This is a genomic window from Rhodococcus sp. C1 (genome assembly GCF_020809065.1).
Lineage (GTDB): Bacteria > Actinomycetota > Actinomycetes > Mycobacteriales > Mycobacteriaceae > Rhodococcus_F > Rhodococcus_F qingshengii.
In genome coordinates this window covers 410,744-427,962 of sequence record NZ_CP078080.1, presented here as the reverse complement: position 1 = coordinate 427,962, position 17,219 = coordinate 410,744, and the positions used below count along the sequence as shown (strand labels likewise).

Below are 17,219 nucleotides of genomic sequence, written 5' to 3'. Positions count from 1 at the left end.
GTTCTCCCGCAAGGAAAACGCAACCCGTCTCTCCACTTCGATCTCGGAAAATCCCCCGTCTACTTTCCGTCGATCGCCTCCAGCACCGAATCGATCAGCGACTGTGGAAGTTTCGACGGCGGAGAGATTTCCAGTTCTCCCGGAGCGCCCGGCATCGTCCAGACAGTTCTGTGCCGAGCGATCGCGAGCTTCTCCCGTGATCCGTCCTCATTGACCTTGAAGTACTCGAACTCGAGGTCGATCCCCCTCTCGTAGAGGGCAGACAAGGACATCGTGACCAGGACGTCGTCGAACGGCATGACCTCGCGCAGATGCTCAACCCTGGTGTGCACACAACGAAGTTCCCCGAGAGCGCCTCTGGCCGCCATGGCCTCACGCTGAGAACGGACCAGGAACTTGTCCCGAACCCTCGACTGCCAGATGTAATAGTTGCCGAAGTAGATGTTGCCCACGACGTTTCCGTCCTGCAACGTCGTCGAGAACACCTCGGATTCGAGCAGGTACGGATTGCGCGGCACCATCGGAGCCGAGCGGATCACGGAACCACGATCGACGTTCTTCGGTTCGGTGGGAACAGCGATGTTCTTCGTCCCCGTCGGAATCGTCATCGGCTCGATGAAATCGTGGAAGTACTGCGGCATCGGCCGTGCCGCCACCACACCGTGGGAGAGGATTTCCACCCACGTCGTCTGCATCGCACTCCACCCGATGTGAGTGCGCGTCTCGCCGTCGACCCGGGACCATTCGACATGCAGATTGGTGGTTGCCCGATCCGGACCGGTGAGTTCGGTGATCCAGATCGTCCCCTCGACAATGTCGTCGGTGTACAGGTTCGCATCGATGAACACCTCGGAGTTGTTGGTCACCATGCCCCAACGACCCGTCGCCATGTCCTCCACGATCTGCTTCGAGATCGGTCCGGTTCCCCTCTCTCGCAAAGCGCCCAACCACAGCGCGAAGCTCGCGAACCCCACTGATCCACCGACGTTGCACGCGTCCCGGAACCCGACGGGGAACCGGATCGTCACCGCCGGATAGCCGCTCCGGGCCACCACATGCACGTCGGAGCCGTAGGCCATCGGATCGAACTGCGCGAGAGACTTCGCCGACAACGGGCCGGAGTCGAACTGTGGTGCCGAGTCCTGCGCCGGTTCTTCCGCATCCTCCTCATGAGTCACAAACGCGAGAATCCGCTCCTCGTTGTCCGTCAACAGAGCTGGAAAAGTCAGAACCACCACGCTTCCGTCTGCGCCGCCGCGGAAGGTCACTGCGTCGTCCTCCCTGGCGCCCATCGCCAGAGAAACCGACATCTGCCCCGTGGCCTTTCGGATCGCCTCGGCCGCCGCCCACAGCCTGGTTCCCGCACGATCGAGTGATTCGCCGCCTGCGATCAACTCGTCCAGCAGCGGAATCCGCGCCGAACCCAGAAGCGCCTTCCACTGCACGGCGGTTCGGGAGCGAATCGGTTCGATGTCACACCCCTGAGGCCAGTCGCCGGCCGAACTGAGTGACTTGCTGCCGTCGTGCGAGAGCGAGACATCCACAGAGGGCGGAATATCACCGACGACGACGGGCTTTCCGGTTTCCTGCCATTCGATGGCAAAGGCATTACTCATTTGATCACCACATCCTCATCGAGATGAATGTTCACGGCCGCCTCGGCGATCGGTTTCTCCTGCTCGTGGCGTTCCGACTTGGTCAACTCGTGAATCCCCGGGGTATGCGCGACCACAACCCGCGGGCTCTTCACTCCCAACGCCCGGCTGTGTTGCGCGAGCTTGTCGAGAATGATCTGTGCGTCGCGCGCAGTCGGATTCGCGATTTCCTCAGCCGTAGGACGGCTTTCGTCGTGGGAGAGAATCTGGGAGCGATATCCCTCGAGCTGCATCACCACTCGTCCGTCCTTCACCACCGCCACGTCGGCTTGCATGTGGGTCTCTGTCTGCACCTTGTCGTAGGCGTACGCGGTGAACGAACGAGCCTCGAATCGTCCGTCGTACATGTCGATTCGCGCAATGTTGACCGGAAGGCAGATCTCCCGCGGAACCATGATCTGGCCCGATTGGAGCAGGGAATCGAGGAAGTAGGGATCACCGAGGAGGTGCTGCCTACGGTCGGCTCGCGAAATAGCGCTGAAGAGGATGTGCTCGGAATCGAGGCTCGAGATCTCTTCGAGTCGGCGGAAATCTCCCTCATGGAACAGCAACCACGAGTAGAGATCGTCCAACGGATCGATGTCGAGCACCGGTCGCGGCAACTCCTTCTCGAACTCCGGCAGTGTTTCGTCCAGCCCGAAGATGAAGTCGGCCGAGAAATGGGGCCGTCCGTACCCGGTCCGTTCGGTGCCGATCGTGACATGCACCCGCGTTCCTGCAGCATCACGATCCTGCTCCACGACGCTTGCCTTGATCTCGACTCTGGTGCCCTCGACCGTGTCGACGACGATCGGTCGATCCAGCTTGATGTCGTCGATGCGGACGCGGCCCAGAGTCACGCGTCCGGTGACATAGGCCGCCGCCTGCGACATCGCCTCGAGTCCGAACACCGTCGGAAGCAGCGCCGATCCTTTCCAGACATGGTCGAGGACAAAAGGATCTGCCGAGGTGGACAACGTCGTCCGGGTAACCAGTTCTACCTGCGGCTCGAAGGTCACCACTTGGTCGATGTACCGCGACACCGCCGGCAGAGCCGGTGCTGCCGGCGCCCAGGTGTCCAGACCGCCGAGTCGACTGGTCACGACGATACGACTCGCCTCGGGTCCGCTGTCGACCAGGCGAAGGAAATGATCCACTCCCGCAGCCGTGGAAATCGGCATGACACCCATCTTCGCGAGGTGGTTGACACTGCCCATGCGGGCGCCCATGCCTGTCTCCCCCCACACGCTGTACGCGAGCGAGAACGTCCGAGTCTTCGGGTGCCCGGCGGCATACCGCATCACCATTTCGTCGAGAAGCTCGTTTCCGTATGCATACCAGCTGTTTCCGGGCATACCTGTGAATCCGATGATGGAGGAGAAGCCCACGAACAGCTTCAAGTCGCGATCAGCGAGCGCTTCGACGAAGTTGGCTGCGCCCAGGACCTTAGGTGCAACCTCCTTGAAAGCCGCAGCGCTGTCGACTCTCTCGAACCGCCGCGGAACATTCGCCCCCGCACCGTGGACAAACCCGGTGATCGGCCCAACCTCGACCTCGATCTGGGCGACGACGCCGGCCACCGCCGCAGCATCCGTGACGTTGCAGCGATAGTAGTGAGCGCTCAAACCGGCAGACGTGAAGTCTGCAAGAGTGGAAGCGATTTCGTCACCCGCTTGTCGCTGAGAGCTTCCGATCAGCACTATTTCGGCGCCTGTCTTTCGGCCGAGAGCCAGAGCGCATTGCGCCATGATGCCTTTCGCGCCACCGGTCACGACCACTACATCCGAACTTCCCAACCCGCTCTCGCGGACGGTGTAGTCGCTCGAGGCGAGAACCCGCGGTTGCAGTGCCGTGCGTCCCATCTCGGTGTCGTAAGTCGCGAACACATAGGATGCAACCGAATCCAACTCGGAGACGACGGTGGTTGCCACCACCGCGTCCGCAGTCGAGCCGTCGAATCCTATGACGCGGACATCCAGTTCGGGGCGCTCGTGATGCACCGAAGCGGCAAAAGCCGCCGCACTCGATACCGGCGCCGGATTGCCCAACTCGACATCGGTGAACTGAATCACTGCCAATGTGGTTCGTGCGCCTCCACTTTGCTGCGCCGGAACCATCTTGTACATGTGTTCGATCCCACGGCGCAAGCCGATTTCGGTGACGGAATCATCGGTCACACGCGGCATTACGGCAACCACGTGCTGTGCATTCGCAGGAGCGCCGTCGGAGAATGTGCGAATGTCGACCTGAGCACCACGCCCTCGCAGTTCGGATTCCAACCTTCCGACCAAACCGGCGTCGTCACCGATGACGACAAACGTCGTGTCCGTGAGGTCTCGGACTCCGTGCAACGCTGTCTCGCTCCGAACCTTTTCCAGGGTGTAATCGCGAACCCAGGTGAAGCTGTCGGCTGATAGACCCTTTGCCTTCACCGGCAGCGCCCGCGCAACCGGCTGCTGCTGCCCCGACTTCTCTTTCGCGGATCGATCGAGCACTTCGATGAGTTCACCCAGGCTGACGTTGACGAGTTCGGCCGGATCCAGATCACCCTGAACACCCAATCGCGTTGCCACAGTTGCTATCGCATCGGCAGCCTTGATCGAGTCCATGTTCAGGTCGTCGAGCAGGTGGAGATCCACATCGAGAGACTCCACCGGAAATCCGGTGTCCTCCGCGATTACCTCGAGCAGTATTCGCGACACGTCCGACTGCACCGAACTCGCTGCTGGAACGGCAGAACCGGAATTCGGTGATGCCGCAAGGATCAGCGATGCTGCTTCTCCGATCGTGGCATTGGCCAACTCGGCAGGGTCGAGGTCGACAACCTCGAACTGATGCGCAACCTTCGAAATAGCCTCTGCCGCACTGATCGAGTCGAGATTCAGATCATCGAGCAGACGCAGATCCGTCGTGATCGACTCGGCGGGGAATCCCGTCGTATCGGCGAGGATCCTGATCAGCTCACTTTCCACGGACCCAGCGCCCGCGTCAGCCGGCTCTTCGACTACCGGAGCCGAAACCGGCGAAGGAGCTTTCGCTGCCACGGATTCGTGGCCGTTGGTGACTGCCCGCGAAGTCGGAGCAGATGGAGAAGACGGAGAAGTCGCTCCACTGCCTACATCAGCACGAATCACGTCGACGAGGAAGGTCCCGCGTCGGCTCAGGTAATCGGCCAGCGCCGCAGCCGGATCCCCGCCGGACGTACCAAGTGCGAGCGGTTCGGGAGCAGAGGTAACCGTCAGCTTCGCCTCGGCCAGGTTCTCGATGAACACCTTCTGATCGGCAGGAACGAATTCGCGCACGAACCGGCCGTCGAAAAGTTCGTTCCATCGGACCTGAGCGCCGTGGACGTACATCGCGGCCAGTGCGACATTGAAGTCCTCGTCGCGTCCGGACTTGGACGCAACGGGGAAGCAGCGCACGCCGTCGGTCCCATTGATCGCCTTGGTGAGCCCGGTCAGCACACGGCCGGGTCCGACCTCGACGAGCAGGTCCACGTCCTGCGAGATTCCACTTACCGTCTTGACCCAGTCGACCGGTGAGACAACCTGTTTGGTGACCAATTCGCGAAGTGCCAGTGGCGTCTGTACGCGTTTCCCTTCGACGCAGGAATACACGGGGCAAGTCAGCGAATCGACTTGCTCGTCAACGGGCGCAGTGGACTTCAGCTCCCGCTCGGCCTCGTTCATCATCTCGGAGTGGAAAGCATTCGACACGGCAAGCGCCTGAGCCGACACTCCGCGCGTCTTCGCGATGGCAACCACATCGTCGACCGCGTCTTTGGTGCCCGAAACCACGGTCTGTGTAGGCGTATTCAGATTCGCGACGGTCGCGTAACCCTTTGTTTCCGCGATGATCGCCTCAGCCGTCGATCGGTCGCAGGTCAGGCTCGCCATCGCGCCGTTTCCACCACCACTGACAGCCATGGCCGCACCCTTCGCCGCAGCCAAGGTGATCAGCGTCTTCTGGTCGTAAGCTCCTGCCGCGTAGAGCGCGGTCAACTCGCCGAGACTGTGGCCGGCGACAGCACTGGGTGTGACACCCAATCGGCGGAGGTACTCGAACCAGAGCAGCGAAGCCAAAGCGACGGCAGGCTGGGTGAACTGCGTCTGGGCGAGATCCCGCTTCCACTTCGCCAATTCCGCAGCGTCAGCGCTCTTGACCGGGTTCCGCAGAATTCGAGGCGTGATCGCCTCCGCTCCAACTCCCTCCAACCAGCCGTCCGCCTGGGTCGCCAGTTCGCGTGCCCACTCGAAGCGCTCGATCAGCACGCGCGCCATCTCGAGTTGTTGGGATCCCTGTCCCGGGAACAGGAATCCGATGTCATGGTGGACGGCGTTCGAGATCGAGATCTCGTTGCTCACGACCTTCACCTGGCCGGATGCAGGAGCGGAGTTCTCGCAGATCACGGCAAGCTGACGCATGCGTTCGGCCAACTGCGCGGGACGTCCGGCCACCACTGCAGCACGGAAGGGCGCGGTCGGCGAGATCACGCGAGAGAGCTTCGCCGAAAAGTCCAGCAGCTCGGCAACACTCAACGGAACCGCCAGATCTGCAACATCCCGCGCTCGGGTCGCCAAGTCCATCGCAGAATCTGCAGAAAGTACGAAAACCTCGGTGTCCTGATACGACGCCATCATCGTGCGGACGTCTTGCGAGGGTGTCAGCTTGCTGGATGGTGCATCAGCCGATTCGATCGCGACGTGGCAGTTGATACCGCCGAAACCCATGGCTTGCGCACCGGCACGCATCTTCTCGGACGGATCTCTGATCTCACCGTTGACGAGCGGAAAGAGTGCCGGCGCTTCGGTTCCGAACGCCGGGTTCGGGTCGGTGCAACCGGCGAGCGGCGGAAGGATTCGTTGATTGACGGCCATGGTCGCCTTGATCAGCGCAAGGATGCCCGACGCCGCCTTCGTGTGCCCGATCAACGACTTCAGTGACGTCATGCCGATGCTACGAGCCTCGACGGGCCCGTCCGTCTGAGCGGCCTGCTGGACGCCGGCCAGTTCGACGGGGTCTCCGACGGGAGTACCAGTTCCGTGTCCTTCGACGAAGGCAACCTCGCTGGCCGCGAATCCCGCTCGCGAGTATGCGCGACGGATCATCTCGGCCTGAGTTTCGGCGCGGGGCTTGGTGATTCCACCCTTGCCATCGGTGGAGATGCCCCAGCCGCGAATCGTCGCGTACACGTAGTCGCCGTCCGCCCTGGCGTCCTCGAGTCGTTTCAAGGCCACGAATCCGCAACCTTCACCCGGGATGAATCCGCTTCGGCTTGCGTCGTACACGTTCATGTCGCCACGGGTCAGTGCACCCAAACGGGCGAATCCCACCAGTTCCAAAGGATCCAAGCTGACGTCGACTCCCCCTGCCAAGACGAAGTCGGCCGCGCCGGACGCCAGCTTTTCGGCTGCAGTCGCCACCGCGAGCATTCCGGACGCGCACGCACCGTCCACGACGTACCCGCCGCCGTTGAAGTCGAGATAATTGCAGATCCGGCCGGCAATCGTATTCGACAACATGCCGGCGAGAGTGTCTTCACTCGGCTCCACCAATGGGCCCTTGTAGACCTCTTCCATCGTCTCGGCGAGAGCATCGGCGACGGAACTGTCCAACTGGCGCGCTTCGGCTGCGACAGCGAGTGCGCGCTTGACGTAAGGCCAACGCAAACGCATCGACCACATCCGGGATTCTTCACCGGTGAGGGAGTTGCCGACGATTGCGGCGCTGCGTCCAGTGGGTACCGATCCTCGGCTGTAGCCCGCGTCGGTCAAAGCCCCGAGTGCTGTTTCCAGAGCCAACCAGTGTGTGAGATCTGTCGACTTGAAGGTCCGCTCCGGTATCCGGCGACCGACCCAGTCGAATTCGAAACCATCCATGAACGCGCCGCGATCGGCGTATGTCTTGTCGACGTCGTCAGGGCTCGCGCTCCAGTAGTCGTCGAGGGACATCCGTGACTCCGGAAACTTTCGGAATTGCATCCGACGCGCGAGGACGTTCTCCCAAAATCCTTGCAGATCATGTGCACCGGGGGACCACATGCTCATCCCGACTATCGCAATCGCAGGATTAGTTGAATCTTCAGTCATCTTACACTTCCTATTTTCGCGCGCATCCACGGGAGACTCAATCGACCGAAGACTAACCACGCCCTCATCGGTGTGTAAAACGCAGATTCACCTCAAGGCATAAACAAATAACAAGGGTTGTTCGGCGCAATGAACGTGTTTCAGCAATTTGACAGCAATCGAGCGTTAGCTGTAACTCGGAGTTACTTATTTGCTTCGCAACCGGTCATGCTCCTGCTTGAACATCCGTACCGGATCCCGGTTTCACCGCCGCCATTTTCTCGCGATCGGCAAATATTCAGTTGAATATGCACCGAAATGCCGCAATGCCGAATATGTGGCCAATTCGCCGAATGTCCCAAATTGGTCGATCCCCGCAAATCAAACATCCGACAACTATCAATCTGAACATTCGTGACACACCGAAATTTAACAGCAGCACTCGAATGCCCATCAGACAACGAGAAATTCCAGATATTCTCCGGCGACCATCGTCCGAATCGACGTTTCGTTACACCGGAACTGAGCGAACGAATGTGCCAGCAAACCAGCCACATACAATTCAGCTTTGCGAGGCCGAGCCGGCGCGCTTTCGAGACGCGCGCGCACAAAGGGAACGGCACTTATAACAATTCGATCACACAGTGGTGCAGCTGGATTCCGACAGCTGTTTCACGCACACGGACCGAGACGGCAACTCAGCTTTCGAGGCGGCGAGCTCCGAGGACGTCCTTGAGGAGTTCCTTTGCAACATCCTCGGGATCACGTCTGGCAGTCGGATCAGCGGGCTCCGCCGCCTCCGCAAACATCTCGTCCTCGTCCTCCGGCGTTGCAGGCGGAGGAGTTGCCTCGTAGTCGACCTCAGGAGCAGGGGCCGGTCCAGGGTCTTCCGGATAGTCGGGGGCCTCGGGCGGCGGAATGTCGTCCGAATCTCCGCGCTGGGGCTGCGGGGCCTTGGGCTGCTGCGCTGCGCGCTCCTGACTGGGGCGAGAGAAGCGGGGCGCAGCGGCAGGGCGGCTCGGAGCTTCCGTCGCCTTGGTTGCGCTCGATACTGTCGGCGCTGTAGGCGCACCTTCTTGATACTCGACCTGCCAAGTGCCACCGAACATTTCGGCAAGGACCTCGCAAATGACCGCCGCGTTGTGCGGTTGCGTCACACGAGCACCCAGGACCGGTGAGCCGTGAGCGATGACAACGACATGTCCACGCACGTCGTGAACCGTCGCAGCGGACAGCATGGCCGGAAGAACCTTGTTTCGTTCACCGACCTTGTTGCGCAAGGTGTTCCACGATTCACGGAGAGTCTCGACTGTGGGGCCTGCCGAGACCGGCGCAGCTTCGGCAACCGCCGGCTCGTCGAACTCGGGCTCGGGCTCGGGCTCGTAGTCGGGTTCCGGCTCGGCAAGCCCGATCAGCTCTTCCGCCTCGACAGGAGCAGTAACCGGTGGTTCAACCACAGGAGCTTCAGCTATTGGAGCTTCGGCAACCGGAGCTTCAACCACCGGAGCTTCGGCAACCGGCGGTTCCACGATCTCGACAGTGGGAGTCTCGACGACGGGAACTGCCGCTACCGGAGGTTCGACGACAGGAGCCTCCACAACCGGCGGCGCCGCAGCTGGAGCAGGCGCGGCTGGTTCCGGCCGTGCCTCAGGCTCGGCCTTGCGTTGAGAGGGCCGTTGGAACTTGGAAGCAATCTCCGGTTCGAGCGGCGGCACGGTGGGTGCCGGCGTTGCTGCCGCGCGAGGAGCAGCCGCGACTCCGGCAGCCGGAATACCTTGTTCCAGGCGCTCCAGCCGCTGCAATACAGCTGACTCGGTGTCGGAGGCCGACGGCAGCAGCATTCGCGCGCACATCACTTCGAGCAGTAGCCGCGGCGCCGTCGCACCACGCATTTCGCTGAGCCCGGCATGGACAGTCTCGGCGAAGCGGGTGAGCGTGGCCGGGCCGACTCGTTGAATCTGCTCACGCATCGTGACCAGCTCCGCTTCCGGAGCGTCGACCAATCCTCGTTCGCTGGCATCGGAAACAGCCTGCATCAGGATGAGATCACGCAGGCGCTCGAGAAGATCGAGCGCGAATCGGCGTGGATCGTGACCGGCGTCCATCACGCGATCGACAGTGCCGAACAACGCGGCCCCGTCACTGGCAGACAGGGCGTCTACTGCTTCGTCGATGAGCGCGACGTCGGTGACTCCGAGAAGAGAGAGAGCGCGCGGATACGTGACACCTTCTTCTCCTGCGCCCGCGAGCAGCTGATCGAGGACACTCAACGAGTCACGAGGGGAACCGCCACCGGCCTTGATGACCAGTGGATACACCGCAGGCTCGACCGGTACGCCCTCCTGGGCGCAGATCTTTTCCAGGAGTCCGCGCATGGTCGACGGCGCCAACAGGCGGAACGGGTAATGGTGTGTACGCGAACGGATGGTCGGGAGAACCTTTTCCGGTTCCGTCGTCGCAAAGATGAAGATGAGGTGTTCCGGCGGCTCTTCGACGATCTTGAGCAGCGCATTGAAACCCGCCGCCGTCACCATGTGTGCCTCGTCGATGATGAAGACGCGGTAGCGAGAAGCAGCGGGTGCGTGGAACGCCTTGTCTCGAAGTTCTCGGGTGTCGTCGACGCCACCGTGACTTGCGGCGTCGAGTTCCGTCACATCCAGGTTGCCTGTGCCGCCCGGGCCCAGCGAAACGCACGAGTCGCACACGTCGCACGGCGTCGACGTCGGTCCCTGCTCACAGTTCAGCGAACGCGCCAGGATTCGCGCCGACGACGTCTTTCCGCAGCCGCGCGGGCCGGAAAACAGGTAGGCATGGTTGATGCGTCCGGTGTCGAGGGCCGTGCTGAGCGGTGCGGTGACATGCTCCTGCCCCACCACCTCGGCGAAGGACGCGGGTCGATACTTCCGGTACAGGGCCACGCGCAAAGACTACCGGCGACCCACGACAGGTGGTCCGGTGCGGGTGCAACGCCGACTTCTCCCGAAACATGTTCGCAACACAATCGCAGTGCGGAGGAAACCGCACGCACTCATCGTGGGTTCCGTGCACGCGGGCTGGTCCGCGTGCGTGAGGAGAAAACTGTGCCCGCCACCATCGATGCCGGAGCAACTGCCTGGTTGCTCGTCAGTACTGCACTCGTACTTCTGATGACGCCAGGACTCGCACTGTTCTACGGCGGCATGGTCCGCTCGACGGGCGTACTCAACATGATCATGATGAGTTTCGTCTCGATCGCACTCGTCACGGTTGCGTGGTTGTTCGTGGGCTACAGCCTCGTGTTCGGCGACGATCACGGTGGCATCATCGGCGGACTCGAGCACATCGGCATGGCGGGCATCGACCCGTCGACCGTGCACGGGAATGTCCCGGAAGTGTTGTTCGCAACCTTTCAATTGACGTTCGCAATCCTTACTGCAGCACTCATCAGTGGTGCGATCGCCGACCGCGCGAAGTTCTCCGCCTGGATGATCTTCGTCCCCATCTGGTCCTTGCTCGTCTATGTCCCCGTCGCTCACTGGGTGTGGAATCCGCAGGGATGGCTCGCCCAGATGGGCGCACTCGACTACGCCGGTGGCCTCGTGGTCGAAATCGTGTCCGGAGCGTCGGGTCTGGCATTGGCACTGGTCCTCGGCCAGCGGATGGGTTTCAAGGCCGAGTCGATGCGTCCGCACAATCTGCCGTTCGTCCTGCTCGGCGTAGGCCTGCTCTGGTTCGGTTGGTTCGGATTCAACGCCGGCTCGGCCCTTGCGGCCGACGGTATGGCCTCGCAGATCTTCCTCAACACACTCGTCGCCGGTTGCACCGGACTACTCGGCTGGCTGTTCGTCGAGCAGAATCGTGACGGACACCCCACGACGTTCGGCGCAGCTTCGGGCGTCGTCGCCGGTCTGGTCGCGATCACCCCGTCGTGCGGAACGGTGAACATGTTCGGTGCGCTCGTCATCGGTCTGATCGCCGGCATCGTCTGCTCGTACGCCGTGGGATGGAAGCACAAGCTCGGCTACGACGACTCCCTCGACGTCGTCGGCGTGCACCTCGTCGGTGGAATCGTCGGCTCGTTGCTGATCGGACTCCTCGCGACGGCCGTGATGACGGGCGGTCCGGAAGGTTTGTTCTTCGGCGGTGGATTCGCGCAGTTGGGCAAGCAGTTCGTCGGCGTCGTCGTGGTCGCGCTCTATGCCTTCGGTGTGACCTACGGTCTCGGAAAGCTCATCGACAAGACCTTCGGCTTCCGCATTTCGCGTGAAGACGAGGCCCGCGGAATCGACGTTGCCCTGCACGCGGAGTCGGCCTACGAGCACGGAGTCCTCGGCCACGGTCCGATCGGCGGACAGAACCCGAGCCCGTTCCTCCAGCGTCAGCGGGAGGAACGGGAGAACCGCGAGCGGGACTGACCGCCCTCACCGGTTTGCTATTTCCTCCATCAGGATCGGAACGCCGACATTGCAGGAATGAATCCCGACGACGGTGGTCAGTTTCAGCACCTCGAGAATCTCCTTCGGGGTCACTCCCATGTCGAGCGCGGCGCGAATATGGCGTCGTACGCCGGGTGCGTACATGTGTGTGCTCGCCGCATCGACGGCTATGCACAGCAACTGGATCACCTGAGGTGACAGCACCCCACTGTTCCAGGGCTGCATTGCTGTCTTCATGTACAGCTCGGTCCACTCGGGATCCAGCTCCGAAAGTCCGTCCCACAACGGATTCCAGCCACCCGAATCCTTCATGGCCTGGGTCACGGGAAAAGCTTCACTTGCTCGAACGTCAGTCATCGATCTCCTCAGACCATCGAAAATGCTTGATTCAGTTCACGTTTGAGAATCTTTCCGGTTGCCGTCATCGGCAGCGACGGCACGAACTCGATGCGGCGCGGATATTTGTAGGCGGCCATCTGTTCCCGCGACCATTCCACGAGATCCGATTCGGAGATCTCTTCACTCGGCTCTAGGATCACGTAGGCGACAACTTCTTCGCCGAGGCTCGTGTCCGGCACCCCGACGACAGCGACGAGTGAGACGGCTGGGTGAGTGAGCAGAACCTCTTCGATTTCGCGTGGGTAGACGTTGAATCCGCCCCGCACGATCATGTCCTTCGCGCGATCGACGATGTAGTAATTTCCGTCGGTATCGACCCGTGCCAAATCCCCGGTGCGAAACCATCCGTCGCACATGACTTCCGCCGTCGCCTCTGGTCGGTTGAAATAGCCCTTCATGACGTTGTGCCCGCGAATGGCCAACTCTCCCACTTCATCGGGGCCGGCGATCGTGTGCCAAGAGTCGTCGACAAGCCGCGCTTCGACGCCCCAGATCGGCACGCCGATCGAACCGGGCCGGGGGTCGCTCTCCGGGTCACTGAACAAGGCCAGCGGAGAGGTCTCGGACAACCCGTACCCTTCGAGGATCTGAACACCGAAGCGTTCCCTGAACTGTGTCAATATTTCCACGGGAAGCGCTGCGCCACCGGAGATCGCGCACCGCATGTTCTGTGCAACGGTCTCGATATCCACCCCGGATTTCACTACCTCCTCCAGCACGCCGAGCAGTCCCCAATACATGGTCGGGACGCCCGCGAAGACCGAGATCTTTTCGCGTTCCATGATCTCGAGTGCCGCGGTCGCATCGAAGCGCGGCATCAACACCAAGGTGGCACCGACGCAGATTCCCGCATTCATGGTCACTGTCTGGCCGAACGAGTGGAACAACGGCAAAGTCAGGAGATAACGCTCATGCATGGACGGAACGCTCTCGAACAACCGGTTGGTCGACAGTGCATTCAAGACCATGTTGCAGTGAGTGAGTTCGGCACCCTTGGGCTTTCCGGTCGTGCCGCTGGTGTAGAGAATGACCGCGGTGTCCGTCGGTTCACGAACAACCGCGACTGCAGGCGTTTCCGTGCCGGACACGGATGCCAGTGCTTCGCCTAGAGTCTCGACTCCGAGGATCGACGACGGTGCACCCGACTCGGCGCTGATCACGATCAGGGCCGAACAGGTCTCGCTCTGCTCGAACCCGGCGATGGCGTACTCAGCGATCGGCAATTCGGGACTTCCCTCGAAACAGAAGTACAGCTTTGCTTCCGAATCAGCCAGGTGATAGGCGATTTCGCGCCCTTTGAGCAGAATGTTCAGAGGAACGACGACGCCGCCGGCCTTGAGAATGCCGTAGTAGACGATCGGGAACTCGAGAACGTTCGGGCAGGACAACGCCACCTTGTCACCTGGCTCGACACCCCGCGAGACGAGCAGATGGGCGATGCGATTCGCGTAGGCGTCGAACTGCGCATACGTCAGCCTCGCTTCCCCGAGAACCAGCGCATCCCGTTCCGGGTACCGCCGGGCCGAGTCTTCCAGCAGAGCAGCAAGATCAAGCACGACTGTGTTCCTCCTGCGCATCGGAATCCGTGGCATGAGACGAGGCAGCGCGCGACACCGACTCGAGCAGTTCCCGCACCAATGACTCCGCCCGCGGCCAATACCCGTATCCGGACGCCGGATTGAGGTGTCCGACCTCGCCCAGATCCAGCAACCGACTCCCCCATCCTTCAGCCAAACCCACAACTCGGCGATACCCGGCCAGCGGATCGTTCCGACTCGCCGCGACCGTGCTCGGAAACGGCAGACGCTGACGCGGTATCGGTAGCCACCCGTGTCGGTCGAGATCTTCGAGAGACGGATAAGACTCGGGCAGCGGAAGTTCGAGATCCGCCGGCGTGACCAGAAGTGCGCCCGCAACCTCTCGATGATTCGCCCTCGCCCAGTGAGCAACTGTCATGACTCCGGCGCTGTGCCCGACCAGGACCACCGGCCCGCAGACACTTGTCAGCACCTCGTTCAATGCCGCAACCCGCGCATCGCGGCTGAGCTTGTCGGTCTCGAGGGGAGGAACCGTCAGAACGTTGTCGAGCCTGCGCGCGAGGTGAGTCTGCCAATGATCTTCGACATGATCCCGCAGACCGGGAACCATTACTACCGTAGTTGATTCATTCATCATGAGCTCCGAACGTCTGTTACTTCAGTGGCGCCGAGGATCTCGGGCCGATTCTGCAACGTCGCCAGCCGCCTCATCCCGGCGGGATAGGCACGCTTGCCGGCTACCAACGCGAGGGCCGCGACGACATAGACGAAGGGCGAAAGCTGTAGAGCGCCGAGAAGACCCAGGTGATCGGCGAGGATGCCGACAACGAAGGGACCGAGCGCCAGCCCGAGAAGGTTGTTGGCGACGGTGAGCGTTCCCATGGCCGACGCTCGAATCGAGTGATGGGTAAGGTTCGCGACCATCGCTGCCGTCGGCCCCGACGAACCGGCGGAGAAGAATGCACCGATACCGAGCAACACGAGTTGTGCTGTCCCCGTGCCCAACCGGAGCCCGACGCTCAGCGTCACCAACGAGATGGCGCAGTAGACAATGGCGGTGGTCCATTTTCGCGCCGAATCGTCGCGGCTGAATCTATCTGTGATGAAACCGCAGACCACCATCCCGCTTCCGACCAGGAGGACGAACACGGAAGCCGTGACGCCGGCCTTGTCCGGGGCCAAATCGTAGTAACGATTGAAGAAGCTCGGCAACCACGCCAGAAGTACAGCGGCGGTGAACATCTGGAGACCACCACCGATGTAGGCGAACAACACGGCGGGATTGGTGAACAGCGAGGACACCGGCGCACGAAAACCGTCGTGTCTCACCGCTTCCCCGGCGGCATCCGGCGCGGCCTCGACGGCGTAAGCGGTGAGCTTCTTCTCGGTGACGAGGGCACGGAAGAGCGCGACCAGAATCAGACCGAAGATCGCCATGGCGGCAAAAGACCACCGCCAACTGAACTGGACTGCGATGAACCCACCGATTGCCACACCGATGACCGAACCGAACGATCCACCGGCCATGAAGGCACCGGCAAGAGCTGCGTGCACGCGGGGCGCAAACACACTGAGGACCACGGCGATACCCACGCTGCCGTACGCCGCTTCACCGACACCGACCAGGAACCGGGCGCCCAACATCTGTTCGTAGGTCTGAGCGATTGCGCACAGCAACGTCGCGACACTCCACAACACCGCCATCAAGATCAAGCTCTTGACGCGGCCCCAGCGGTCCGCGAGCAGCGACAACGGGAACGTCAACAGCCCGACCATCAATGCCACCACGCTGCTCAGGGAGGCGAGGTGCGAATCGGAGAGATCCCAGTCCGCTTTCAGGATCGGGAAGACTGCACTGAGCACCTGCCTCGACATGTAGTCCGAGAGCAGAAGACCGAAAGCCAGGGCGAAAACGATCCACGGGTATAACTTTCGTCGTCCGCCGATTCCGAGCGCGGTGTCCACACGTGGCGTGGCGGGAGCTTGCAGTCCCATGACTCTCCTAGGAAGTACTCGAGGTAGACGGGGGGATTCGGGGGTACGAACCGTCGCGGTTCGTACCCCCGGAACTGTTGTACGAGAGGGTGTGAACTCAGGCGTGCTGCGTGAATCCCAGCTGGCCGATACGGCGGTTGGGCGCGTAACCCAGCTTCGCCAACGTCTCGTCGGTGTCGGCATACGTCTCGCCGATCCGGTAGATGTCCCGAGCTTCCTTCGCGGTAGCCACCTCGCGGCCCAATTCGCCTGCAATGCGCACCAACTGCTCGATCTGCTGCACCGACGTCATCTTCTCGCCCTTGCGGCCCCAGATGGTGTCCTCGTTGCCGCAACGAGCGTGCAAGCCCATCGCGATGGCCATCGTGTTCACCGGCAGGACGCTACGCATCAGCGTTTCCAGCGTCAGGCACGCACCGTCGGGAACACGCTGGACGAAGTTCATCATGTTGTACGGGTTGGGGCCGTCGAAGCCGCCGCCGATTGCGACCCACGTGAGGTTGACCGGACCCGTGTAGATGCCGCGTCGGATCAACCGCTCCACCGTTTCGAGCTGCGGAATACTGGACAACTGGAAATGCGGCTGGATTCCAGCGGCCTGCAACCGGCGCAGGTGCTCTGCCACCCACTCCGGACCGGCGGGCACAGTCATTTCCCGATACGTATCGGCCAATTCCGGACGCTGCATCGACGTACCCGCGATGTCGTCGTCGGTCATCAGTTCCATGATGTTCATCTGGCTGGTGTTGATCGCGATCGTCACCTGATCGGGAGCCGGCTCCAATTCCGCCAGCATGTGACGCACGTCGTCGGACAACCACTTCGCATCGGCACCTTCCCCCTCCGGGGCAAACGAAATCGACCCGCCGACCTGCAGAATCATCTCGGGAACGGCCTCACGCAAGCGACCGAGAAGCTCGTTGAACTTCGACAGACGCTTCGAGCCCTTGCCGTCGAGTTCACGCACGTGGATGTGGAGAACTGTGGCACCGGCGTTGAAACAGTCGACGGCTTGCTGGACGTGCTCGTCCATCGACAGAGGGAGGTCTTCTGCAAAATCGTCCGGCTCCCACTCCGGTCCGTAGGGAGCAACGGTGATGACAAGCTTGTCCTGGGTTTCGGGGAACAGTGAATCGTCGTGGAAATGCATAGCGTGACTCCGATCGAGTG

The 17,219-nt window shown here is 61.7% G+C and carries 9 protein-coding genes; 1 reads left to right on the top strand and 8 read right to left on the bottom strand.

The features are described 5' to 3' along the window. Positions 1 to 59: 59 nt before the first annotated feature. The 3 genes from KTR60_RS01955 to KTR60_RS01945 form a co-directional block, all read right to left on the bottom strand. Positions 60 to 1,616, bottom strand: coding sequence for a hypothetical protein (locus KTR60_RS01955; RefSeq protein ID WP_064443011.1), 1,557 nt, complete (start codon positions 1,614 to 1,616; stop codon positions 60 to 62). Beyond that, entirely contained in the window at positions 1,613 to 7,723 is a 6,111-nt protein-coding gene (locus KTR60_RS01950; protein WP_228401718.1) for a type I polyketide synthase, read from the bottom strand. The genes KTR60_RS01955 and KTR60_RS01950 overlap by 4 nt, the downstream gene beginning before the upstream one ends. 677 nt (positions 7,724 to 8,400) lie before the next feature. Next, the gene (locus KTR60_RS01945; protein WP_228401716.1) at positions 8,401 to 10,620 is read right to left on the bottom strand and encodes a DNA polymerase III subunit gamma and tau; all 2,220 of its coding nucleotides are present in this window, start codon (positions 10,618 to 10,620) and stop codon (positions 8,401 to 8,403) included. 162 nt (positions 10,621 to 10,782) lie between these two features. Here KTR60_RS01945 and KTR60_RS01940 point away from each other — a divergent pair, with 162 nt between their 5' ends. Then, positions 10,783 to 12,096, top strand: a complete 1,314-nt coding sequence (locus KTR60_RS01940; protein WP_003943791.1) for an ammonium transporter — start codon at positions 10,783 to 10,785, stop codon at positions 12,094 to 12,096. Between the two features lie 6 nt (positions 12,097 to 12,102). On the opposite strand, the gene KTR60_RS01935 is transcribed toward KTR60_RS01940, so the two are convergent. The 5 genes from KTR60_RS01935 to KTR60_RS01915 form a co-directional block, all read right to left on the bottom strand. Next, entirely contained in the window at positions 12,103 to 12,474 is a 372-nt protein-coding gene (locus KTR60_RS01935) for a carboxymuconolactone decarboxylase family protein (protein ID WP_020905896.1), read from the bottom strand. An 8-nt stretch (positions 12,475 to 12,482) separates the two neighbouring features. Then, complete coding sequence (locus KTR60_RS01930) at positions 12,483 to 14,072, bottom strand: long-chain-fatty-acid--CoA ligase (RefSeq protein WP_065455099.1); 1,590 nt, start codon at positions 14,070 to 14,072, stop codon at positions 12,483 to 12,485. After that, positions 14,065 to 14,688: an RBBP9/YdeN family alpha/beta hydrolase gene (locus KTR60_RS01925; RefSeq protein WP_065352836.1), complete on the bottom strand. Its 624-nt coding sequence runs from the start codon at positions 14,686 to 14,688 to the stop codon at positions 14,065 to 14,067. Before KTR60_RS01925 ends, KTR60_RS01930 begins: the two co-directional genes overlap by 8 nt. After that, positions 14,688 to 16,049 carry an MFS transporter gene (locus KTR60_RS01920; RefSeq protein WP_030535728.1) on the bottom strand — a complete coding sequence of 454 codons (1,362 nt, stop codon included), beginning with the start codon at positions 16,047 to 16,049 and terminating at the stop codon, positions 14,688 to 14,690. Before KTR60_RS01920 ends, KTR60_RS01925 begins: the two co-directional genes overlap by 1 nt. 97 nt (positions 16,050 to 16,146) lie before the next feature. After that, complete coding sequence (locus tag KTR60_RS01915) at positions 16,147 to 17,199, bottom strand: 3-keto-5-aminohexanoate cleavage protein (RefSeq protein WP_003943988.1); 1,053 nt, start codon at positions 17,197 to 17,199, stop codon at positions 16,147 to 16,149. Positions 17,200 to 17,219: the final 20 nt, after the last annotated feature.

Bases quoted from the DNA above. Each gene is read 5' to 3' on its own strand.
- KTR60_RS01955 (WP_064443011.1), bottom strand. From the start codon at position 1,616: ATGAGTAATGCCTTTGCCATCGAATGGCAGGAAACCGGAAAGCCCGTC.
- KTR60_RS01950 (WP_228401718.1), bottom strand. From the start codon at position 7,723: ATGACTGAAGATTCAACTAATCCTGCGATTGCGATAGTCGGGATGAGC.
- KTR60_RS01935 (WP_020905896.1), bottom strand. From the start codon at position 12,474: ATGACTGACGTTCGAGCAAGTGAAGCTTTTCCCGTGACCCAGGCCATG.
- KTR60_RS01925 (WP_065352836.1), bottom strand. From the start codon at position 14,688: ATGAATGAATCAACTACGGTAGTAATGGTTCCCGGTCTGCGGGATCAT.
- KTR60_RS01920 (WP_030535728.1), bottom strand. From the start codon at position 16,049: ATGGGACTGCAAGCTCCCGCCACGCCACGTGTGGACACCGCGCTCGGA.
- KTR60_RS01915 (WP_003943988.1), bottom strand. From the start codon at position 17,199: ATGCATTTCCACGACGATTCACTGTTCCCCGAAACCCAGGACAAGCTT.